At 43.6% G+C, this 22,969-nt stretch carries 17 protein-coding genes; 15 read left to right on the forward strand and 2 right to left on the reverse strand.

The annotated features are described in order from the left end of the window. Nucleotides 1-271: 271 nt before the first annotated feature. The 5 genes from ftsE to ASU00_RS03235 all read left to right on the forward strand — a co-directional run bounded on the left by ftsE (nt 272) and on the right by ASU00_RS03235 (nt 6,255). Nucleotides 272-958, forward strand: a complete 687-nt coding sequence (gene ftsE, locus ASU00_RS03215; protein ID WP_057911999.1) for a cell division ATP-binding protein FtsE — start codon at nt 272-274, stop codon at nt 956-958. Beyond that, nucleotides 948-1,841, forward strand: coding sequence for a permease-like cell division protein FtsX (ftsX, locus tag ASU00_RS03220; protein WP_057912000.1), 894 nt, complete (start codon nt 948-950; stop codon nt 1,839-1,841). The genes ftsE and ftsX overlap by 11 nt, the downstream gene beginning before the upstream one ends. Before the next feature lie 90 nt (nt 1,842-1,931). Further along, the gene (locus tag ASU00_RS03225; protein ID WP_057912001.1) at nt 1,932-3,311 is read left to right on the forward strand and encodes a murein hydrolase activator EnvC family protein; all 1,380 of its coding nucleotides are present in this window, start codon (nt 1,932-1,934) and stop codon (nt 3,309-3,311) included. A gap of 141 nt (nt 3,312-3,452) precedes the next feature. Then, nucleotides 3,453-4,877: a S41 family peptidase gene (locus ASU00_RS03230; protein WP_057912002.1), complete on the forward strand. Its 1,425-nt coding sequence runs from the start codon at nt 3,453-3,455 to the stop codon at nt 4,875-4,877. Between the two features lie 184 nt (nt 4,878-5,061). Further along, nucleotides 5,062-6,255 carry a PDZ domain-containing protein gene (locus tag ASU00_RS03235; RefSeq protein WP_057912003.1) on the forward strand — a complete coding sequence of 398 codons (1,194 nt, stop codon included), beginning with the start codon at nt 5,062-5,064 and terminating at the stop codon, nt 6,253-6,255. 774 nt (nt 6,256-7,029) lie between these two features. Here ASU00_RS03235 and ASU00_RS03240 read toward each other — a convergent pair. Beyond that, a complete protein-coding gene (locus ASU00_RS03240) occupies nt 7,030-8,019 on the reverse strand; it encodes an ABC transporter substrate-binding protein (protein ID WP_057912004.1) in 990 nt (329 codons plus the stop codon). Nucleotides 8,020-8,203: 184 nt separating this feature from the next. Here ASU00_RS03240 and ASU00_RS03245 point away from each other — a divergent pair, with 184 nt between their 5' ends. Together ASU00_RS03245 and ASU00_RS03250 are read left to right on the forward strand one after the other, a co-directional pair. Beyond that, nucleotides 8,204-9,208, forward strand: a complete 1,005-nt coding sequence (locus ASU00_RS03245; RefSeq protein ID WP_057912005.1) for a FecCD family ABC transporter permease — start codon at nt 8,204-8,206, stop codon at nt 9,206-9,208. Next, complete coding sequence (locus ASU00_RS03250; RefSeq protein ID WP_057912006.1) at nt 9,205-10,260, forward strand: FecCD family ABC transporter permease; 1,056 nt, start codon at nt 9,205-9,207, stop codon at nt 10,258-10,260. Before ASU00_RS03245 ends, ASU00_RS03250 begins: the two co-directional genes overlap by 4 nt. A 46-nt stretch (nt 10,261-10,306) precedes the next feature. Here the strand turns inward: ASU00_RS03250 and ASU00_RS03255 are convergent, their stop codons facing one another. Next, nucleotides 10,307-10,840: a YceI family protein gene (locus tag ASU00_RS03255; RefSeq protein ID WP_057912007.1), complete on the reverse strand. Its 534-nt coding sequence runs from the start codon at nt 10,838-10,840 to the stop codon at nt 10,307-10,309. Nucleotides 10,841-11,857: 1,017 nt separating this feature from the next. Between ASU00_RS03255 and ASU00_RS03260 the strand changes: the two genes are divergently transcribed. From ASU00_RS03260 to lgt, 8 genes are all read left to right on the forward strand, one after another. Continuing rightward, complete coding sequence (locus tag ASU00_RS03260; protein WP_152983675.1) at nt 11,858-13,465, forward strand: catalase; 1,608 nt, start codon at nt 11,858-11,860, stop codon at nt 13,463-13,465. Between the two features lie 186 nt (nt 13,466-13,651). Next, nucleotides 13,652-13,882 carry a CsbA family protein gene (locus tag ASU00_RS03265; RefSeq protein WP_053536831.1) on the forward strand — a complete coding sequence of 77 codons (231 nt, stop codon included), beginning with the start codon at nt 13,652-13,654 and terminating at the stop codon, nt 13,880-13,882. Nucleotides 13,883-14,087: 205 nt separating this feature from the next. Beyond that, complete coding sequence (gene uvrB / locus ASU00_RS03270; RefSeq protein WP_057912248.1) at nt 14,088-16,073, forward strand: excinuclease ABC subunit UvrB; 1,986 nt, start codon at nt 14,088-14,090, stop codon at nt 16,071-16,073. 6 nt (nt 16,074-16,079) lie between these two features. Further along, nucleotides 16,080-18,959 carry an excinuclease ABC subunit UvrA gene (gene uvrA, locus ASU00_RS03275; protein WP_057912009.1) on the forward strand — a complete coding sequence of 960 codons (2,880 nt, stop codon included), beginning with the start codon at nt 16,080-16,082 and terminating at the stop codon, nt 18,957-18,959. Between the two features lie 269 nt (nt 18,960-19,228). After that, nucleotides 19,229-20,329, forward strand: a complete 1,101-nt coding sequence (locus ASU00_RS03280; protein ID WP_057912249.1) for a DUF4097 family beta strand repeat-containing protein — start codon at nt 19,229-19,231, stop codon at nt 20,327-20,329. A gap of 194 nt (nt 20,330-20,523) precedes the next feature. Further along, entirely contained in the window at nt 20,524-20,895 is a 372-nt protein-coding gene (locus ASU00_RS03285) for an iron chaperone (protein ID WP_057912010.1), read from the forward strand. A gap of 281 nt (nt 20,896-21,176) precedes the next feature. After that, entirely contained in the window at nt 21,177-22,112 is a 936-nt protein-coding gene (hprK, locus tag ASU00_RS03290; protein ID WP_057912011.1) for an HPr(Ser) kinase/phosphatase, read from the forward strand. 24 nt (nt 22,113-22,136) lie between these two features. After that, nucleotides 22,137-22,949, forward strand: coding sequence for a prolipoprotein diacylglyceryl transferase (lgt, locus tag ASU00_RS03295; protein ID WP_057912012.1), 813 nt, complete (start codon nt 22,137-22,139; stop codon nt 22,947-22,949). Nucleotides 22,950-22,969: the final 20 nt, after the last annotated feature.

Raw genomic sequence — 22,969 nt, forward strand, 5'->3', positions numbered from 1 at the left:
TGCATCAGCAGGGCGTTTTTAGTATGTAAAATCCCGGAAGCCTCTCACATTTAATTCCTTAACAAACATTCAATTCCGTATATATTACGCAGATGTTGATATATGTCTAACTGAAATGAAACTGTAATATTATTAATGCTTAATTTGACAAAATTTGATGTTATAATGTGTCTGTGCTCAAGTAAGAGCGATTCCTGTCAGAATTCAGTGGAAATTGTCGAAAAAGCTGTAATTACATAGTGATAATACAAGCAAATTAGGTGGTTTTAGTATGATAGAGATGATAGATGTGAAAAAGACATACCCAAATGGTGTAATTGCCATTAATGGGCTCAACGTAAAAATAAAGCCAGGCGAGTTCGTATATGTAGTAGGTCCCAGCGGAGCCGGAAAATCGACCTTCATCAAAATGATGTATAGGGAAGAAAAGCCGACTAGTGGTAATATCTTGGTCAATGGACTTAGCCTGCCAAGTATCCGCAATTCTAAAGTTCCTCTATTCCGCCGCAATATCGGTATGGTATTCCAGGATTTCAAACTCCTTCAAACATTCACAGCATATGAAAATGTGGCTTTTGCCATGGAAGTCATCGAAAAGGAACCGGAAGAAATCAAAAAGAGGGTCATGGAAGTCCTTGATTTGGTTGGCATTAAACATAAAGCCAGAATGCTGCCGTCCGAGTTATCTGGTGGAGAACAGCAAAGGGTTGCGATTGCCCGGTCGATCGTCAATGATCCCAAGGTCGTCATAGCCGATGAGCCTACAGGGAATCTTGATCCTGAAACATCTTGGGAAATCATGAACATATTTGAAGAAATCAATAAACGCGGAACGACAGTGGTCATGGCCACTCATAATAGGGACATCGTCAACAATATCAAGCGACGTGTCATTGCCATTGAAAGTGGAAAAATCGTTCGCGATGAACATAGAGGTGATTACGGATATGAAATTTAGAACATTGCTCCGTCACTTCCGTGAAAGTTTTAAAAATATTGGCCGTAATGGATGGATGACATTTGCTTCAGTTAGTGCAGTAACGGTCACTCTAACATTGGTTGGCGTATTTTTAGTACTGATGATGAATTTAAATCATATCGCGGGAAACGTGGAGAAAGATGTCGAAGTTCGAGCACATATTGATAATGCAGCGAACAAAGACGATATAAAGGGAATTGGCAAAAAAATCACGGAAATGAACGGCATTCAATCGGTCATTTTCTCACCAAAAGATGAAGAACTCACGAATTTAATAGATGATTTAGGTGATAATGGTGATGCTTTTAAGCCATTTGAACAGGACAACCCTTTAAGGGACGTTTATATCATCAAAACGAAATCTCCGCAAGATGTCATCAAGGTGGCAAAAGAGATAGAGGGCTTTGATTATATTCAAAGCGTTAAATATGGACAGGGCTACGTCGAGAAGCTATTCAGCTTCGTGAATATTGCGAGAAACATAGGGATCGTCCTTATCGTTGGTTTACTATTCACGGCAATGTTCCTTATTTCGAATACAATTAAAATCACCATTGTAGCTAGAAGAAAAGAAATCGAGATCATGAGATTGGTAGGAGCAACGAATACATTCATCCGCTGGCCATTCTTCCTCGAAGGACTTTGGTTGGGAATCCTCGGTTCGATCGTGCCGATCGGTCTGATTTCCGTACTCTACTACAATCTTTATAAATATGCAGCACCGCAGATAACGTTCAAGTTCATAGAGCTTCTGCCTGCAAGCCCATTTATTTATCAAGTTTCGGCAATCCTCATCGTCTTAGGTGCGGTTATCGGGATCTGGGGCAGCTTGATGTCCGTCAGGAAATTCTTGAAAGTATAAAAGGCTCCTTTTACTGGAAAAGAAGCTAGAAAAGATAGAGAGACGTTGCAGGGCAATAGATGTGACGGGATTGAAAGGGGAAATGAAACGTTGAAAAAGAATATCATTGCCATGAACGCTTCCATCATGATTGGGTTGGGAAGCCTTCTGGCAGTACCATCCGTTCATGCTGAGTCCATTTCGGATTTGGAAAAGCAGAAGAACTCGATTCAGGAAAAACGTTCAGGTGTTGAATCGAATATTTCTGAGGCGGAGAAGAAAATCGATAACCTTCAGGATAAGCAATTGACTGCAGAAGAACAAATCGCTGCGATTGAAGCGAAAATTGAAGAGTCCACCCAAAAAATCGATGCTAAAAATGCTGAAATTTCACAAACGAAAAAAGAAATTGAAGCATTGAAAGAAGAAATTAAAGTATTGAAAGAGCGGATCGCCAAACGTAATGAAGTATTGAAGGAAAGGGCGCTTTCTTTCCAGGAGACTGGTGGGGACGTAAACTACCTTGAAGTATTATTCGGATCATCCAGTTTTGGAGATTTAGTTGACCGTGTCGGAGCTGTAGCGACAATTGCTGAAGCCGACCGTGATATTTTAAAGCAGCATGAGCTTGATAAAAAAGATCTGGAAGAAAAGCAAAATGCCGTTGAAACGAAGCTTGCTAGTTTAGAAGTGGCAAAAGCTGAACTATTGGAAATTCAAGAACAACAAAAACAACAGAAACAAGAAAAAGATGCATTAGTCAAGAAATTAAAGGAACAAACTGAAAAACATGAACATGAGAAGATGGGCCTAGAGGAAGAAAAAGCGAATTTGGCATCTCAAGAAAAAGCCATCAAAACGGCCATCAGCCTAGAAAATCAACGACTTGCAGAATTGGAAGCAGCACGTAAAAAAGCGGCTGCTGAAGCGAAACAACGTGCAGAGCAGGAAGCGGAACAAGCAGCACAAGCTGCATCCGAAGCGTCAGCATCGAAGCAGCCATCTGCTTCTTCGGAATCTAGTTCAAAAAGCAGGAGTGCATCACCAGCTCCCCAATCTTCGTCCAATGTAAATGAAGCGCCTGCTGTATCTTCGGGTACATTCACTAGACCAAGTGCAGGATATGTATCTTCTACAATGGGTGAACGTTGGAATAAACAGCATGCCGGCATTGATATTGCTGCAAGTGGAACGGTTCCAATAGTAGCGGCAGCAGACGGGGTCGTAAGCCGTTCTTACTTCTCCAGTACTTACGGTAACGCCATTTTTGTTACCCATTCATTAGGCGGGCAACAGTGGACTACGGTTTATGCACATTTAAGCTCTAGACAAGTAAGCGAGGGCGCTGTGGTTGCCAAAGGTCAACAAATTGGCATCATGGGTAACACTGGCCATTCGTACGGTCAGCATTTACACTTTGAGCTACATAAAGGTGCATGGAATTATAGCAAGTCAAATGCAGTCAATCCATTAAACTATATACCTAATTAATACCCAGTTTTAATGCGGTAAAACAGACCTGGAAATATTCCAGGTCTGTTTTTTTATGGTCATCGACAAGTTCCTCAGTGCATATTCTTGTCCAGCTCCACATATAGTGGAATACATATCAGGTCAGAAATGGGGATAAATATGGTCAAAAAATGGGTACTGCCGCTAGTAATCATCATATCAATAGCCATTGGAGCCGTGGGGGGGATCTATTGGACAAGCTTCCCTGATAAAAATGAAACAACTCATGAAAGCCCAGCCATATCCAAGGATAAGGAATGGGCAAAGGTGGAGCAAGCTTATGGCTTGATCGTTAGTGAGTATGTCGAACAGGTGGATGGTTCCCGCTTGGTGGAAGGTGCAATCCAAGGCATGCTATCAGCTTTGAAAGATCCTTATTCCGTATATATGGACAAGGAGACCGCCAAGCAATTCAATGAAACGTTGGATTCCTCTTTCGAAGGAATCGGGACTGAGATTGGCATGGAAGACGGCAAGGTCATAATCGTCTCTCCTTACAAGGATTCACCTGCCGAACAGGCGGGGTTGAAGCCGAAAGATCAAATCCTGAAGGTGAATGGAGAGAGTGTGGAGGGCTTGGATCTCTATGAAACTCGCCTGAAAATTCGTGGCGAAAAAGGCTCTCCCGTCAAAATGGAAATAAAGCGAGCGGGGGTTTCCAATCCACTTGAGTTCAATATGGTGCGTGCCGAAATTCCATTGGATACCGTATTTTCATCCGTTAAAGAAGTGGCCGGGGAACAGATTGGCTACATCGAGTTAACTACTTTCTCGGAAAATACAGCGGCAGATTTCAAAAAACAGATGAAGAAGCTGGAAAATGAAGATATTAAAGGCTTGGTCATAGATGTACGCGGCAATCCAGGCGGTCTGCTTTCCAGTGTGGAAACGATTCTTGGCGAGTTTATCACAAAGGAAAAACCATTTATGCAAATAGCTGAAAGGACTGGAGAAACACAATCGTTTTTTACAAGCCTTAAGAAAGCGAAAAATTACCCCATCGCAGTCTTGACGGATAAAGGGAGCGCCTCAGCCTCGGAAATTCTAGCTGGAGCGATGCAGGAGGCTGGAGGCTATCCATTGATCGGGGAGAAGACTTTCGGTAAAGGAACAGTGCAGCAGGCCGTGCCGATGGGCGATGGCAGTAAAATAAAACTTACCTTGTATAAGTGGCTGACGCCTTCAGGGAATTGGATTCACAAAAAAGGAATCGAACCGACGATCAAAGTGAAGCAGCCAGACTTCTTTAATGCCCATCAGCTTGCGGTTGAAGGGGTCCTGAAGCGTGACATGAACGATGAACAAATCCAGTATGCCCAAAGCATTCTGAAGGGACTTGGATTTGAAACGGGACGCGAGGATGGCTATTATGATTGGAATACGGAAATTGCGGTCAAAGCATTCCAAAAACAATATCGCCTGAAAGTGACAGGGAAGCTGGATGCGAAAACCGCAGCACATTTGGAAACCGCCATACTGGAAAAAATCCAAGATGAAGATAATGATATTCAGCTGCGAACAGCTTTGAATTATTTGGTGAACTGACAAAAGAAGGTGCCGCTTCCCTGAAGCGGTGCCTTTTCTCTGTTCGGACATAACATGAAAAGAGTAGTTTACTTTTTCTTCATCTTGATAGGCAGGAAGGGTACATTTTTGATAGAATAGGAGGTAACTGACAAGAACGAATTTTACATACGATTAATTACCCTTTGAGGATGGTGGAAAGAAATTGACAACGGACTGGCTGATAGCATGCATGATAGGATTAGGAAAGCTATTCCTTCATCCTTTGCTTTATATTTCGATTGCATATTGTTTATTCATCGGCTATCTTCGTGTAAAACGGGAACGCCATGATTTTAATACGAAGGTTTACAGGGCTTCAATGGAGCTGCGTTCATCGTTACTTCATGGACTGATATGGGGGTTGATCCTTTCATGCCTAACGTTGGTCTCGGGAATGACCATTCCTTTGGCAGCGATGTACATCATGGCCGTTGTAACGATCCTGGCTGTATTGACGATGAACAAGAGGATCGTTTCTCCTGTATATACAGTCGGAATCACCTTTTTCATCCTTTTCTTTTTATACGATAGTGAGTTCAAGCTCCCGATTTTGCAGACTGCATTGAATCAGCTGGATCGTTCCATCTACCCGACGCTTGTTATCTTGATAGGGCTCTTGCTGATTGCTGAAGGATTTTTAATTGTTAGCAACGGAAGTAAAAAGGTCTCCCCGCAGCTGCAGTTGTCCAAGAGGGGACAGCCAATAGGTGCTTACGTTTCGCAAAAGCTCTGGTTAATCCCGATGTTCGTCATGATACCGGGAGGACAACTTCCAGCTCCTATTGACTGGTATCCGGTTTTTTCAATTGGGGATATAGCCATATCGCCAATCGTGCTGCCGTTTTTAATCGGCTTCAAGCAAAAATTGCATGGCACGCTCCCGGAGCAGGCAATCAGGGCATATGGAAAAAAAGTCGGAGCATTAGGACTCATGATTACCGCATTGGCGATTGTCGGCTACTGGTATCCGACAATCGCAATCCTGACGGCCATACTGGCAATCCTTGGCCGTGAATTCCTGCATCATTCCCAAAGGGCAATGGATCAAAAGCTGCCTTTTTATTTTTCAAAAAGCAAGCTGGGCGTCCAGATCTTAGGCGTTATCCCTCATTCCCCTGCTGATAAAATGGGATTGGTCAAAGGCGAGGTCATTTCGAAAATCAACGGTGTCATCGTCAGGGAAGAAGAAGAGCTATACAGGGCGCTCCAAATCAACCGGGCCCATTGCAAGCTTGAGGTCATCGATAATAATGAACAAATCCGTTTCGTGCAAAGAGCATTATTTGACGGTGAGCATTATGAATTGGGCATCCTGTTCGTTGACGATCAACTGAAGGAAAGTGGCCAAGCAGGTTAATGGCTAAAGCGGTAAAACGAATCGGGTACAGTTAAATATTTTCTCGAATGAAAAATATAAAAGTTGAAAAAAGAGTATAAACGGCTTGCGATAATACTATAAAGTAAAGGTTTTTGAGGTGGGAAAGGTCCCCACGCGCTGCCCAGTTCGAAACTTATGGGTAGTTACCAGAGATCAGGGTTGCCGCCTTGCTAAAACTTTTATAAAGAAAGACCCTTTCGTATAATGCGAAAGGGTCTTTTATTTCTGCTTAAGATATTAATAATGAAAAAAATTGCTAAAAGCTGAAATTAAAGTTGAACCTATATTTTGAGTCAGATATATAAATTTAATCATACATTCAATTACATTAAAGAGTCACTACCACTAAACTCTTTTGATCAATAAATTCACTTGGATTTCCAGCCTCATCTTCTTCAAATGAATACTAAGTGAACAGGTTTAGTAGATGTACAACCCTGCAAAACTGTGGGTAAAGGAGTTCTTACTAAATGTTAAGTCTGAGTGGAATGGAGCGGGTGTGCGAGACTCCTGCGGGAAATGCGCGTCTACGTGAGACCCCGCTGGCTGAAAGCCGAGGAGGCTCACGGACCGCCCGCGGAAAGCGAGCGCCTGTAGTGGAAAGAAGCGGTCTAAATATAAACCTCTAAACTATGAGGAATCGGAAGTCTATCTGCATTTCTTATCATAAACAAAAGCACCCTACAGGATAGACTTTTCAAAATGTCTATTCTATAGGGTGCTTTTTTAGCTAGTTTTGCTGGATCGTAATCCTTACTTTTCTAGCATGATTTTTTCTAGATCGTCCAACATTTTATTAGCGGCAATGACTCCACCGGCTGTATTCCATGTTGCGTCACTGACTTCGTGCGCATTTCCTTTTTTGACTGCATCAAGGTTTTTCCAAAGCGGATCGTTTGTCCACTCTTTTGCAGTGCTAAGAGCTTGTTTGTCTCCTTCAGGAGCGTAAGTGAAGTAGAAAAGGATATCTCCGTCCATTTTAGGAATGACCTCTTTGCCTACCTCGATCGCAAGGTTGCCAAGTTTATTATCAGCAGTGAACAGTTCCTTCTGTTGTTCTGCACGTTTGAAGCCTAATTGATCAAAAATCACTCCAGAGAATGAATCAGTATAATAAATGCGTGTAGTTCCAGCCATGAAACGGACGATGGAAACTTCTTGATTTACCTTGTCACCCAATTTAGCTTTAAGATCTTCAGTGTGTTTATCGAATTGAGCAATTACGTCGTTCCCTTTTTCTTCTTTGTCTACTGCTTTAGCATAAAGCTTAAAGTTTTCCTTCCAATCCCCTCTAAGCGTTTCCGAAAAGACGGTAGGGGCGATTGCACTTAACTTATCATAAATCGCTTCTTGGCGAATCTTGCTGCCGATAATCAGGTCAGGCTTTAATGATGCGATTTTCTCTAAGTTCACTTCATGTTCCACACCAACAACTTCGACTCCATCCATATCGTCTTTAATATGGTCATACCAAGGGTCTCCCAGCCAAGATTGTACGGCACCAACAGGTTTAATTCCTAAAGCGATTAATGCCTCAGTACCTTCATTCGTTAGTACGACCACTCGTTTTGGTGCTTTTTTCAATTCAGTCTTACCCATGGCATGCTCGATTGTATAGCTTGTATCCTCTTTTTTGTCATCCTCTTTATTTTCTGAGGCTTTATCATCCGTATTGCCGCAAGCAGCAAGCAGGAAGACTGCAAATATAGTAAAAATGGTGAATAATGACTTAATCCTGAACATTTATGTATCCCTCCCGATTATAAGCAAATGATAATCATTCGCACTTAACAGCCTCATCATAAAATGAATATACTTTTCTGTCAATATATAATTGAAAATGATTATCAAAATCGTTGACATATTTCCGTTGCCGACCGTACAATTGAATATAATAGTATAAACATGAATGGAAAGGTAACAGGATATGTTATTGAAAAATACATGGCAGAAATGGATGGGGCTATTCATTACCATTCTTTTGCTGCTTTTTTTAGTGTGCTCGAGCATTGTATACGGTTATACGAATACTACATGGCAAATGGCCATTGATGCTTTCACCCATTTCGATGGGTCGAACGAACATATCGTAATCCAATCGGTCAGACTCCCACGAGCCCTGATCGCTTCGGCAATTGGTGCAAGTTTAGCTATTTCAGGTGTGCTGATGCAAACACTGACTAAAAACCCGCTTGCTTCTCCGGATATTTTCGGAGTCAACGCCGGTGCGGGATTGGCGGTAGTCACTGGTATCACCATCCTTGGGATAAGCAATCTTCAAATATTCACTTGGTTATCATTCATCGGTGCCGCAATCGCGGCAACAAGTATATATATGATAGGAAGCATGGGACGGGGCGGCATGACACCCATGAAGCTGACTTTGGCTGGGGCAGCGATGTCCGCCATGGTAGCTTCACTGACGCAAGGTCTTCTAGTTTCCAATGAGGCCCTGTTGGATCAAGTATTGTTCTGGCTTGCCGGATCGGTTTCCGGCAGGAGTCTCGATAATTTAATTTCGGTCCTTCCTTACCTTCTCGCTGGATGGGGACTGGCCTTGATCGTTTCCGGGAAAATGAATGTGTTATCCATGGGTGAAGATGTGGCAAAAGGTCTCGGACTGAATGTCGTTATCCTAAAATTGGTACTGGGGCTGGCAATCATCCTGCTCGCCGGCGGATCAGTGGCGGTGGCTGGACCGATAGGATTCATAGGAATTGTCGTTCCACATCTTACCCGTTATATAGTAGGAACCGATCATCGCTGGCTGGTTCCGTTTTCCGGACTTCTCGGGGCGGTGCTTTTAATAGCTGCCGATATCATATCCAGGTATATCCTGATGCCGCGAGAAGTTCCAGTAGGAGTCATGACGGCGATAATTGGCACCCCATTCTTTATTTACATAGCTAGAAAGGGGTTCAGCAGCCGATGAAGTCATATAAAAGCTTTCGTTTATTTAATGAAAAACTATCATTCTTAATCGATAAAAAAGCGATGATCGTCGTTTTCATCTTATTTTTGGTCACTTTCTCTGTCTTTATAATCAGCACTGGATTGGGCGAAATGAATATTCATCCATGGAATGTCCTGCAGGTTTTATTCGGAGGGGGAACGGATGGCGATCGCCTAATCATCCAGTCCTTTCGCCTGCCTAGAATAATCCTTGCCCTTTTGGCAGGGATGGGACTTGCCGTAGCGGGAGGAATTCTTCAGGGGATGATCAGAAATCCGCTTGCCTCGCCCGATATCCTTGGAATAACAGGAGGGGCGACTGTGGCGGTCGTTGGATTCATGGCGATTTTTAGCGACAAGAATCATTCTTTAACGGTGAGCATCAATTGGCTGCCGCTAGCAGCCTTCATCGGTGCGACAATCGTGGCGATCCTCGTCTACTCCTTGGCTTGGAAAAATGGAGTTCCCCCGATAAGGCTCGTATTGATCGGGATCGGGGTAATGGCCTTAATGAAGGCGCTCACGACGATGATGATGATTCTCGGCCCGGTCTATCTTGCGAGCCAGGCCAACCTCTGGATTACGGGATCCGTGTCCACCTCTACATGGAATGATATTTCCATACTGGCTCCATGGACGTTTCTGTTTTTATTGATTGCCTTTCTGTATGCGAGAAATATAAATTTACAGGAGCTCGGCGATGACCTGGCGACGGGGCTTGGCGGGCAGGTTCAAAAACAGCGGTTCATATTATTGATGATCAGTACGGCTTTGATTGGCGGTGCGACGGCTTTTGCTGGAGGAATAGGCTTTGTCGGATTAATGGCACCCCATATGGCTAGAAGGTTGGTGGGTTCTAGTTTTGGTGTGCTGTTGCCCGCATCAGCTTTGCTTGGCGGCATCCTCGTCATGATAGCGGATTTGATTGGACGCACGTTATTCTCCCCGTTGGAAATACCAGCCGGTGTCTTTACGGCGAGCATCGGTGCTCCATATTTCATTTATTTACTTTATCGAACGAGAAATGCATAAAAAAAGAAGCAGCTGTCCCATTGGGCACACTGCTTCTTTTTTTGCCTTAAGCTTCTTTAGCTGCCTCGATGTCGAGGGTAAGAGTGATCTGGTCACCAATAAGGACGCCGCCCGTTTCCAATGCTGCGTTATAGGTTAAACCATAGTCACTGCGTTTCACTTTCCCTTTACCGCTAAATCCTGCTTTTTCATTTCCCCATGGATCTTTTCCTTGGCCTTCGAAGGTGATGGCAAAGGTTTCTTCCTGTGTGATTCCATTAAGGGTTACATTTCCTGTAACATCGTATTCATCGTCATCCGTTTTCACAATCTTTGTAGATTTGAACGTTAATGTTGGATTATTTTCAACATCGAAGAAGTCAGCTGAACGCAGGTGATTATCTCTGTCTGCATTACGAGTGTCAATGCTGGCTACATCTACGGTAAAATCGATTTCTGCAGTAGTCAGATCCAATGGGTTCGCTGAAATGCTTGCATTGAATTTGTTAAAGCTTCCTTTTACTTTAGCGATCATCATATGCTTTACGGAAAATTCAATGGTACTGTGTGTTGGGTCAATTGTCCAATTCGTATTTGTCATGATTATTCCTCCTAAAAATTAATCTCGAAACTATTTATCTTTAATTTGAGATATTTGAACTTAATGTAATTATAAGAGATGATGGAGAAGGTGTCAACTGAAATCTTTTCCTGAATTTAGAAAACACGGAAATAACCTGTGCATCAAGAGTGCGCAGCGTTTTCCTTTTTTTGAGCAAGAGAGAAGTGGTTTTTAAATGAAATCCGAGATTAGATTGGATATTGGTTTTGACCGTATGTTGTTTTTCAAACGAAACTATATAAGGTTGATTGGAGCGTAAGTGCGAGACTCCTGCGGAAGCAGCGGGACAGGTGAGACCCACAGGCGTTCACGCCGAGGTGGCTCCCCGCCCGCCCGGCGGAAAGCGAGCACTGGAGTGGAAATCAACCTCAACTCATTTCTTGTTGAATAGCAACAACGTATGATAAAACAGCCAAAATAAAAGAGTCAGCAAACTCAATGTTTGTTGTCTCTTTTAAAAGCATTAATACTGATATTTTTCCTGAAAAGTTTTCGAAACAAAGAGATCAATCCGATTATAACTAAGACAGTAATAATACTTCCCGGAATTCCAAAACTACTTAACATAAGGATTCTCCTTTTTCGGTCGGTTTACTGTAAATATAAAACCCAAAATCAAGACAAGCGGCATAGCTGAAACCAAAAATTTCATTAACAAAATAATTTCCCCCAATTGATGGTTTATTTATAGCTACACAATTAAAGTACCATGAATTGTTAAAGGTGATTATTTCAATTTTGAAATGGGAAATTCCAATTTTGGAAAGGGAAATAATATAGATAAGTAAATGCTAGATGATTTGAAAGAGATGGTCTGTCGAACCGACTGTGGTCCTAAATAATAGGATTGATAATCTATATCCAGTCCTTTTGGTTTTCTTCGGCAGCTCCACGTAATTGTTGGCTGTTTCGTCTTTACGGCCCATTAAAGAAATTAAAATTTATTGCAAGTTTCTAGATTGAAATGAAGGGAATAGGGGAAAGTATAGAGATAGTATGGTTTATATTAACAAAGGAGGTATTTTTTTGTCTGAAGAATCCAAAAAAACAAATGATGAATCCAAAGAAACATTGACGAACAGGCAAGGCCACCCTGTAACGAATAACCAGAGTCTTAGAACAGTGGGGAACAGGGGTCCAAGTACACTGGAGAACTACGATTTCCTGGAAAAGATCAGCCATTTCGATAGGGAGAGAATTCCTGAACGGGTCGTGCATGCCCGTGGTGCAGGAGCCCATGGTTATTTTGTTCCGACTGGTAAAGCAGGGGACGAGCCGATATCAAAATATACGAGGGCGAAGGTTTTTCAGGTAGAAGGCAAAAAAACACCGGTATTCGTGAGGTTTTCATCTGTTATCCATGGCGGGACATCTCCGGAAACGTTACGTGATCCGAGGGGGTTTGCCGTGAAATTTTATACGGAAGATGGGAACTGGGATCTTGTCGGGAATAATCTGAAAATCTTTTTTATCCGTGATGCGATGAAATTCCCGGATTTGATCCATGCCTTCAAACCAGATCCGGTCACGAACATTCAAGATGGGCGAAGGATTTTCGATTTTTGCTCGAGTTCTCCGGAAACCTTTCATATGGTCACGTTTTTATTTTCCCCTTGGGGTATCCCAGCCAATTATCGCATGATGCAAGGCTCAGGCGTCAATACGTATAAATGGGTGAATGAAGAAGGCAAAGCCGTACTCGTCAAATATCACTGGGAACCGAAGCAGGGCATCAAGAACTTGACACAGAAGGAAGCCAATGAAATTCAAGCAACGAATTTCAATCATGCCACACAGGATTTATATGAAGCGATCGAACGAGGGGAATTTCCGGAATGGGATCTGAACGTACAGATCATGAGTGATGATGATCACCCCGAGTTGGACTTCGATCCGCTCGATGATACAAAGATTTGGCCAAAGGATGAATTCCTATGGATGCATGTCGGCACGATGGTATTGGATAGAAACCCGCAGGATTATTTCACTGAAGTCGAACAGGTTGCATTCGGTACGGGCGTCTTGGTGGATGGCCTTGACTTTTCGGATGACAAGATGCTTCAGGGGCGTACCTTCTCTTACTCCGATACACAACGCCACCGTGTGGGGGCGAATTACCTGCAATTGCCGATCAATGCTCCAAAGAAGCCAACAGCCACGAATCAGACTGGCGGACAAATGCAATATGAAGTGGGCAGAGGTAACCAAAGCCCCCACATAAACTATGAACCATCAACCGTAGGAGGCTTGAAAGAAGCCGAGCAAACGGGTAAGGAGTATACCCCTTTCGTAGAAGGGAAACTGGTCCGTGAGACAATTGATCGCCAAAGCAATACGAAACAGGCTGGTGAAACATACCGTGAATTCGAAGATTGGGAAAGGGACGAATTGATCTCCAATTTAGTATCGGCTTTAGCACCTGCAGACCCGCGCATCCAAGAAAAAATGATCGCCCTCGCAAAAGAGGCTGATGAAGATTATGGCCGCAGACTTGAAGAGGGACTGGATTCCGCTTCCGAAGAAACGGAATCCTCCAAACCGATGGGAGGAACGGATGAACCAGGTGACGCTGCCAGAGAAGGACATGAAGCGGATCCTTATTGATCGTTAAAGAAGCAAACTTCCTTTTAAAGGGGTGTGCTTCCTTTTTTTATGGGTATAATTGTAAAGTGGCTTGGAATGTTCTTTTTTAAGACGTAAGAACAACAAGCAGGAAATAGATTGGCAAAAAACATCATAATCATTTAAACTGAAACTACTCTATTTTTCTCTGACAAAGGAGATGAAAAAATGATTAAAATTCTTTCTGCCCTTTTCCTTCCTTGCCTTCTTGTCATGCTTTTTTCAAGGGTCACCTATAACAATATCGTGGGCCTTGTCCTAACGGTTGCCTTGATTACAGCTTCTGCATATAAAGGTTATACGCATACGAACTTATTGATCATCGTTGATGCATTATCCCTGACAGTGGGATTCTGGCTATCCAAAAGGATGATGAAACGAACATCCAAGAGCGCCTGAGTCCAAAGGTGCTTTTTTTGTACTCAGCTCGGCTTCACCCTTGGCCATATTCGATAAAAAGTAGAATGCGTGTTCGCTTATCGCTGGTTTGTTTTGAGCCAGTTGTGGTAGAATGTGTATATATACTTTCTTTAACCGGAATAAATAGGGATATGGCCATGTCCCGTTTTTCATATAAAAATATTTCAATAGGAGGCTATGCTTGGTGAAGGATAAGTTTGAGTTAGTCTCAAAATACTCTCCTCAAGGAGATCAACCTGCAGCAATTGAAATGCTTGTCGATGGCATTAAAGAAGGAAAAGAAATGCAGACATTACTGGGAGCGACGGGGACAGGGAAAACGTTCACCGTTTCCAATGTAATCCAACAAATCAATAAACCGACTCTTGTCATTGCCCACAATAAAACGTTGGCAGGGCAGCTTTACAGTGAATTCAAAGAGTTTTTTCCTAATAATGCCGTTGAATATTTTGTTAGTTATTATGATTACTACCAGCCAGAGGCTTATGTTCCATCTACCGATACATTCATCGAGAAGGATGCCAGCATCAATGATGAGATCGATAAGCTGCGTCACTCGGCAACTTCGTCTTTGTTCGAAAGAAAAGATGTCATCATCATTGCCAGTGTTTCGTGCATTTATGGGCTAGGGTCTCCGGAAGAATACAGGGAGATGGTGGTTTCCCTCAGAACAGGCATGGAAATGGACCGGAATGCCTTGCTGCACAGGCTAGTGGACATTCAATATGAGCGGAATGACATTGCATTTCAACGCGGGACCTTCCGCGTGCGCGGCGATGTGGTCGAAATTTTCCCGGCCTCCCGTGATGAACATTGCGTAAGGGTCGAGTTTTTTGGAGATGAAATAGATCGCATCCGGGAAGTCGATGCGCTGACCGGTGAGATTACTGGTGAACGCGAACATATCGCCATTTTCCCGGCATCCCATTTCGTAACCCGTGAAGAGAAAATGAAAATAGCGATCGAAAACATCGAGCAAGAGTTGGAAGTGCGATTGAAGGATTTAAGGGAAGACGACAAGCTGCTGGAAGCCCAGCGCTTGGAGCAAAGGACCCGTTATGATCTGGAAATGATGCGGGAAATGGGCTTTTGTTCAGGAATCGAGAACTATTCCCGACATTTGACGCTTCGTCCTGCAGGAGCGACGCCATACACGTTGATTGATTACTTTCCAGAGAATTTCCTCTTGGTCGTTGATGAATCGCACGTGACTCTTTCGCAGGTCAGGGGAATGTTCAATGGAGATCAGGCACGGAAGCAAGTGCTCGTCGATCATGGCTTCCGTCTGCCATCAGCAAAGGATAACCGTCCGCTACGATTTGAGGAATTCGAGAAAAAGGTCCATCAGTCTATCTTCGTTTCAGCGACACCGGGACCATATGAACTCGAGCATACACCTGAAATGGTCCAGCAGATCATCCGTCCTACCGGCTTGCTTGACCCAACAATCGAGGTTCGACCAATTGAAGGGCAGATAGATGATATGATCGGTGAAATTCAGGATCGGGTCAAAAAGAATGAACGTGTCCTGATTACGACCTTAACGAAAAAGATGTCCGAAGACTTGACGGATTATTTAAAGGAAATCGGCATCAAGGTCCAGTACCTTCATTCGGAAGTGAAAACATTAGAAAGAATAGAAATCATCCGCGAGCTGCGAATGGGCAAATATGATGTGCTGGTCGGAATCAACCTTTTGCGAGAAGGATTGGATATACCGGAAGTGTCGCTAGTGACCATCCTCGATGCCGATAAAGAAGGTTTTCTCCGCTCGGAGCGTTCGCTCATCCAGACGATGGGCCGTGCCGCTCGGAATGCCAACGGACATGTCATCATGTATGCAGACCGCATCACGAATTCGATGGAGCTTGCCATTAGTGAAACGAAGCGGCGCCGTGAAATCCAGGAAAAATATAATGAAAAACATGGAATCCTGCCGCAAACCATTCAAAAGGATATTCGTGACTCCATCAGGGCTACCCATGTAGCGGAAGAAGGGGAAGCGTATCAGGAAGATGCTGCGCCAAGCTTCGCGAAGCTCCCTAAAAAAGAGCGCCTGAAAGTGATGGAAAGCATGGAAAAGGAAATGAAGGAAGCGGCAAAGGCGCTGGACTTCGAGCGAGCTGCCGAGCTGCGTGATTTATTACTAGAGTTAAAAGCGGAAGGGTGACGAAACATGGCAATGGATAAGATTGTGATCAAAGGCGCAAGGGCCAACAATCTAAAGAATATCGATATCACGATACCGAGGGACAAACTTGTCGTCCTAACTGGATTATCGGGATCTGGAAAGTCTTCCTTGGCTTTTGATACGATTTATGCAGAAGGGCAAAGACGTTATGTGGAATCATTGTCCGCTTATGCGCGTCAATTTTTAGGTCAGGTGGATAAACCGGATGTCGATGCGATTGAAGGGTTATCACCTGCCATTTCGATAGACCAGAAAACGACCAGTCGAAATCCGCGATCAACCGTAGGGACGGTTACGGAAATCTATGATTATTTAAGGCTGTTATATGCACGTGTCGGCAGGCCTACCTGTCCGATCCATGATATAGAAATCACCTCCCAAACGATTGAGCAAATGGTGGACCGCATCCTTGATTATCCTGAGCGGACCAAGCTTCAAGTATTGGCACCGCTTGTCTCAGGCAGGAAAGGGACACATGCAAAGGTTTTGGAGGAAGTTAAGAAACAAGGATATGTCCGGATCCGTGTCAATGGGGAAATGCATGATTTAAGTGATGAAATCGTTCTGGAAAAAAATAAAAAGCATTCAATTGAAGTGATCATCGACCGGATCGTCATAAAAGAGGGCGTGAGGGCAAGGCTTGCCGATTCATTGGAAAGTGCTTTGAAGCTTGGTGAAGGCAAGGTCATCATTGACGTCATGGGTGAGGAAGAACTGCTGTTCAGTGAGCATCATGCTTGTCCATTTTGCGGTTTCTCGATTGAAGAATTGGAACCGAGGATGTTCTCGTTCAATAGCCCGTTCGGGGCCTGCCCTGATTGTGATGGTTTGGGGGCTAGGCTTGAAGTGGACGGGGACCTCGTCATACCTGATAAGGAGTTAACCCTGCGTCAGCATGCGATTGCACCATGGGAACCGACGAGCTCACAATATTATCCGCAGCTGCTAGAGGCGGTAGCCAACCATTACGGAATCGATATGGATGTGCCCGTTAAAGATTTGCCTAATGATAATATGGATAAGATTTTAAACGGCTCAGGGAAAGATAAGATCTATTTTCGCTATAAAAATGATTTTGGCAGAGTGCAAGAAGGATATATTTCCTTTGAGGGTATCTTAAGAAACATCGAGAGGCGCTTCAAGGAAACGAGCTCGGACTATATTCGTGAGCAAATGCAGAAATATATGTCAGAGCATCACTGTCCATCCTGTAAGGGCCATCGATTGAAAAAGGAAAGCTTGGCCGTGCTCATCCAAGGGGTCCATATTAGCGAAACAACCGCACTATCAGTTGAGGATGCTTTAGTATTTTTCGATGAGCTTGATTTGACGGAAAAAGAGGCTGCGATCGCAAAACTGATTTTACGGGAAATTCGCGAGCGGCTCGGGTTTCTGGCTAATGTAGGATTGGAATATTTGACGTTGAGCAGGGCTGCGGGAACATTATCAGGCGGAGAAGCACAGCGTATTCGATTAGCAACGCAAATCGGTTCCCGATTGACGGGAGTGCTGTACATTTTGGATGAACCGTCAATCGGGCTGCATCAGCGGGATAACGATCGCTTGATCGAAACGTTGAAGGATATGCGCGAGATCGGAAACACTTTGATCGTTGTCGAGCATGATGAAGATACGATGCTAGCAGCTGATTATTTAATCGATGTTGGTCCTGGAGCAGGTGCCCATGGAGGGCAAATCGTTGCTGCCGGCACTCCGGAAGAGGTCATGAACAATCCTGAATCATTAACGGGGCAATATTTAGCAGGGAAGAAGTTCATACCACTGCCATTGGAACGCCGCAAAAACGACGGTCGTGTCATTGAAATAAAAGGTGCCAAGGAAAATAACTTGAAGAATGTGAACGTGAAGTTTCCGCTTGGAGTCTTTACAGCTGTTACGGGCGTTTCGGGTTCAGGCAAGAGTACGTTAGTGAATGAGATACTCCATAAGTCATTGGCCCAAAAGCTGAATCGTGCAAAAGCCAGGCCGGGGGATTTTCGGGAAATCAAGGGGATTGAGCATTTAGATAAGGTCATTGATATTGACCAGTCCCCGATAGGGAGAACACCGCGTTCAAATCCAGCTACGTATACAGGCGTATTTGATGATGTTCGTGACGTTTTTGCGACGACGAATGAAGCGAAGATCCGCGGCTATAAAAAAGGGCGTTTCAGTTTCAATGTGAAGGGCGGCCGCTGTGAGGCTTGCCGTGGCGATGGCATAATCAAGATTGAAATGCATTTCCTTCCGGATGTGTATGTGCCATGTGAAGTCTGTCATGGAAAGCGTTATAACCGGGAAACGCTTGAAGTGAAATATAAAGGGAAAAACATTTCTGATATCCTCGATATGACAGTTGAGGAAGGCGTCAGTTTCTTTGAAAATATCCCGAAAATCAAACGGAAGCTCCAGACGATTTATGATGTTGGCTTGGGTTATATCAAGCTTGGGCAGCCAGCGACCACTTTATCAGGCGGTGAAGCACAAAGGGTGAAGCTAGCTTCTGAATTGCACCGCCGTTCAACCGGCCGCTCCTTCTATATCCTGGATGAACCGACCACCGGGCTCCATGTCCATGATATAGCAAGGCTGCTTGAGGTGCTGCAGCGCCTGGTTGACAATGGGGATACCGTTTTAGTGATTGAGCATAATCTTGATGTCATCAAAACGGCGGACCATATCATTGACCTAGGGCCAGAAGGTGGAGACAAGGGCGGAACGATCGTCACCTATGGTACACCTGAAAAAATATGTGAAGTTACCGATTCATATACGGGTAAATATTTAAAGCCAGTATTGACGCGTGATCAAATTCGTATGGATAACTTGATCGAAGCAAAAGAACAAGAACATGAACATGCATAAAAAGAAGCAAGCCACCCGGCTTGCTTCTTTTTTGATTTGAATTGACGATTTATCCTACAAGTTTTTTGTAGAAAAATGAAAGGTAGCGTTTAATCAATCATTTGATTAAACGAAGGGAAAACAGTATATTTCCGGGGAAATTATTCTTTTTTTCGTTCGGAAATTGTCATTTCATTTTGTCGAATGTTGGTAAAAACGGTATTTATGAAACTTTTTAAATATCTAGGCGTATGTATGAATAAAATGATAGAAGAAAGTGAGGAATGATCATGCAGGAAGAAAGAAAGAAGATTTTAGAAATGATTCAGGATGGAAAGCTATCCGCTGATGAAGCGATGGGCCTTTTGGAAGAATTAGAAAAAGCGAGCCAGGAAAGTGAAGCGAAAGAGCAGAAACTGCAAAATGAATTATCGACGGTCGTCGTGGAAAAGAAAAGTGAAGGAAGCTCTCAAGATACGTTCAAAAAGAATATCCAGTCATCAAAGGAAAAAATTCTTGATTTCGTTGAGAGTGCGTTTAAGAAAATTAAAGAAACCGACCTTGATTTCAATTTCGGGAAATCGGTGGAGGTCAGCCATATTTTTCAGCATGATTATGATTTCCTGAACGAAGTGGATGTAGATATAGCAAACGGGAAAATAAAAATTTCGACCTGGGATCAGCAGGAGGTTCGGGTTGAATGCCAGGCAAAGGTATATCGGGTCGAAGACATTGAAGATGCAAGAAAAAATTTCCTGGATGAAGTGGATTTTTCGATTAAAGATGGAAAGATAGTATTCAAGGTCCGCGAAAAAGCGATCAAGGTCGATACGATCATGTACATTCCAAGGAAGGAGTATGAGGACATTCAGGTAAGGTTGTTCAACGGGGCAATCACGACCGAGTCCTTGAAGTCCGAAACACTTAAAGCCAAAACCGCGAATGGAGCCATTCATATCGTGCAAGGTGTTGGTGATTCGTGTGAGCTGGAAACCGGTAACGGGACCATTACCATTTCAGATACGAACTTTAATGACCTGGAAGCGGAGACTTTGAATGGAGCGATTAAAGCTGATGGATACTTCAAGAAATTGGATGTGCAAACGTTCAATGGGGAAATCGTTTGTAACAACTCAGGAATGGATTGCGACTCCATACATGCGAAGTCAGTTACTGGAAAGGTCCAGCTGATCCTGCCTTCAGGTAGGGCAATTGAAGGAGAGCTGAAATCTAACTTGGGCAGTTTCAACGTAACTCTTGAAGGGATGACGATCATCGAGGAGAAAAGTGATGTTGTCCAAAAGGTCCTAAAATTCAAGACGGTCAAAGAAGAGGCTCCTTTGCTTCATGTGTTTGCAGAAACGAAGACCTCAGCGATAACCGTTTCCTAATGAAAAAACCCGCCAATTGAAATGGCGGGTTTTTTCATGATTAAGGCAATCAATGATGAGCCCTTGATATCCATTTGAATACAGTTGCACCGTCTTAATCCGTTGGATATGATTGTGTAAAGGATCGTTGCTTTATTTACAGACCATCGATCATGAGCAAAATTATAAGTCTATTTTAAGTGGGGAGAGATGACATGGAAGTTTTTTCGGAATATTTAGCTTCAATTGATAACCAGGAACATAGGGAGAGAACGGAAGAAGTTTTGCTTTGGGTAACTAGGAAATTTCCCAATTTAATGCCGAAAATTGCATGGAATCAGCCTATGTTTACCGATCACGGCACGTACATCATTGGCTTTAGCGTAGCCAAACATCATTTGGCTGTTGCCCCTGAAACGGCAGGGATCAACCATCTTTCCAAGGAAATTGCGCAGGCTGGCTATGATTACACGAAGCAATTGGTACGGATCCGATGGGATGGTCCGGTTGATTTCTCGTTACTTGAGAAAATGATTGAATATAATATGTTGGATAAAGCAGACTGTCCAACTTTTTGGCGAAAATAACGATCTTGGACTGTTTCAGGATCGATTCGAATGAAGAATTACCATATAAATTCAATGTAAAAGGAACCCACACAGGTCGATCAAGTTTTTTCGAAATGTGTGGGTCGTTTCTATTGATTCAGCCTTTTAATCAAGCCGTATCCGAATACATGCGGTGGGATTGGTGATTGATGCAAAAAAAACGATAAATAGATCATGCTTTGTTTGGTTATTAACAGAAAAATGCTAAAATAGAAAAAGTATCTCGAAAAACAGCATCGCTCCAGAAGGAGGAAAGATATATGGCAAAAGTCCGCACAAAGGATATCGTTGAAGCGTTGGGTCTAGAGCTCATCAGTGGGGAAGAAGGAATTAACCGACCGATTGTCACAAGTGATTTATCTCGTCCAGGTCTTGAAATAGCCGGTTTTTTTGATTATTATCCTGCCGATCGAGTCCAGCTTTTAGGCATGACGGAGATGTCGTTTTTTAATCGCCTGAATGAACAGGAACGTGTACAAAGGATGGAAGAACTATGCAGGGATTTCACTCCAGGGATCATCATTACGCGTGGTCAGGAAGTGCCGATAGAGCTGATTGAAGCGTCTGAGCGGGAATCGGTTCCTGTAATGAAATCGAATATGAAGACAACAAGGTTATACAGCCGGCTGACCAATTTCCTTGAAAGCAAGTTGGCTCCCACCACAGCCGTTCATGGTGTATTGGTCGATATATACGGCTTGGGTGTATTGATCACCGGGAAAAGCGGTGTAGGGAAAAGTGAGACGGCATTGGAGTTAGTGAAGCGGGGTCATCGCCTAGTCGCGGATGATTGCGTTGAAATCCGCCAGGAAGACCAAGATACATTGGTCGGGAACGCCCCGGATTTAATTGAACATCTTCTTGAAATAAGAGGCTTGGGTATCATTAATGTCATGACTTTGTTTGGCGCTGGTGCAGTCCGCAGCAATAAAAAGATATCAATCGTCATCAGCTTGGAACTTTGGGAAAAAAACAAGCAATATGATCGTGTCGGTCTTGATGAAGAGAAAATGAAAATCATCGATACAGAAGTGACGAAGATAACCGTACCTGTTCGTCCAGGTCGAAATCTAGCTGTAATCATTGAAGTTGCAGCAATGAATTATCGCCTGAAGAAAATGGGAGTAAATGCGGCAGAACAATTTTCGGATCGCCTGAATCATGCGATCGCAGATCCGGAGCTTGAAGAATTTTAAACGGTATGGAAAAGAGGGGTCAAAATGGAACAAGGAATACAGCCGCTGAATCCGATTGCGATTGACCTTGGGCCTATCCAGGTTCATTGGTATGGGTTGATCATCGGGTTCGGTGTGTTATTGGGACTTATCATTGCCTTGAGGGAATCCGAGCGAAGAGGTCTCGATAAGGAATTATTTACGGATTTGATTTTGTTTGCCGTCCCGATCGCAATCATCTGTGCACGCATTTATTATGTGATCTTCCAGTGGGAGTACTATTCACAAAACCCCGGCGATATCATAAAAATATGGAATGGCGGAATTGCCATTCACGGTGCGCTGATTGGATCGGTCTTGACCGCTATCGTTTTTGCCAAGGTGAAGAAGGTGTCGTTTTGGAAGCTCGTCGATATTGCCGCTCCGAGCATCTTGCTGGGGCAGGCGATTGGGCGCTGGGGCAATTTCATGAATCAGGAAGCGCATGGTCGGGAAGTAACGAGGGCATTCCTGGAAAATATGCACTTGCCGGAATTCATCATTAATCAAATGTACATAAATGGCACTTATTATCATCCGACCTTTTTGTATGAATCGATTTGGAATATCATCGGAGTCATCATCCTTTTAAGTCTGCGGAATGTGAACTTGCGCAGGGGTGAGCTATTTTTGACCTATGTATTATGGTATTCGGTCGGCCGTTTTTTCATCGAAGGATTACGGACGGATAGCTTGATGCTGACGGAGTCATTGCGAATCGCGCAAGTGATCTCCATCGTATTGGTAGCAGCAGCCATTGCTCTTATCGTGTATAGAAGGGTAAGTGGGCAAGCGGTCAAAAGATATATGGATGCATAGTGATCATCTGTAAGGGGAGG

This window comes from Peribacillus muralis, assembly GCF_001439925.1.
GTDB classification, from domain to species: Bacteria; Bacillota; Bacilli; order Bacillales; family DSM-1321; genus Peribacillus; species Peribacillus muralis.

What these genes read in the sequence shown, in the direction of transcription:
- ASU00_RS03230 (WP_057912002.1), top strand. Translation starts at nt 3,453, where the DNA reads ATGGTCAAAAAATGGGTACTGCCGCTAGTAATCATCATATCAATAGCC.
- ASU00_RS03240 (WP_057912004.1), bottom strand. Translation starts at nt 8,019, where the DNA reads ATGTTCAGGATTAAGTCATTATTCACCATTTTTACTATATTTGCAGTC.
- ASU00_RS03255 (WP_057912007.1), bottom strand. Translation starts at nt 10,840, where the DNA reads ATGACAAATACGAATTGGACAATTGACCCAACACACAGTACCATTGAA.
- lgt (WP_057912012.1), top strand. Translation starts at nt 22,137, where the DNA reads ATGGAACAAGGAATACAGCCGCTGAATCCGATTGCGATTGACCTTGGG.
- ASU00_RS03265 (WP_053536831.1), top strand. Translation starts at nt 13,652, where the DNA reads ATGATTAAAATTCTTTCTGCCCTTTTCCTTCCTTGCCTTCTTGTCATG.
- ASU00_RS03280 (WP_057912249.1), top strand. Translation starts at nt 19,229, where the DNA reads ATGCAGGAAGAAAGAAAGAAGATTTTAGAAATGATTCAGGATGGAAAG.
- ftsE (WP_057911999.1), top strand. Translation starts at nt 272, where the DNA reads ATGATAGAGATGATAGATGTGAAAAAGACATACCCAAATGGTGTAATT.
- ASU00_RS03260 (WP_152983675.1), top strand. Translation starts at nt 11,858, where the DNA reads ATGGTTTATATTAACAAAGGAGGTATTTTTTTGTCTGAAGAATCCAAA.
- ASU00_RS03250 (WP_057912006.1), top strand. Translation starts at nt 9,205, where the DNA reads ATGAAGTCATATAAAAGCTTTCGTTTATTTAATGAAAAACTATCATTC.
- hprK (WP_057912011.1), top strand. Translation starts at nt 21,177, where the DNA reads ATGGCAAAAGTCCGCACAAAGGATATCGTTGAAGCGTTGGGTCTAGAG.
- ASU00_RS03285 (WP_057912010.1), top strand. Translation starts at nt 20,524, where the DNA reads ATGGAAGTTTTTTCGGAATATTTAGCTTCAATTGATAACCAGGAACAT.
- uvrA (WP_057912009.1), top strand. Translation starts at nt 16,080, where the DNA reads ATGGCAATGGATAAGATTGTGATCAAAGGCGCAAGGGCCAACAATCTA.
- ftsX (WP_057912000.1), top strand. Translation starts at nt 948, where the DNA reads ATGAAATTTAGAACATTGCTCCGTCACTTCCGTGAAAGTTTTAAAAAT.
- ASU00_RS03245 (WP_057912005.1), top strand. Translation starts at nt 8,204, where the DNA reads ATGTTATTGAAAAATACATGGCAGAAATGGATGGGGCTATTCATTACC.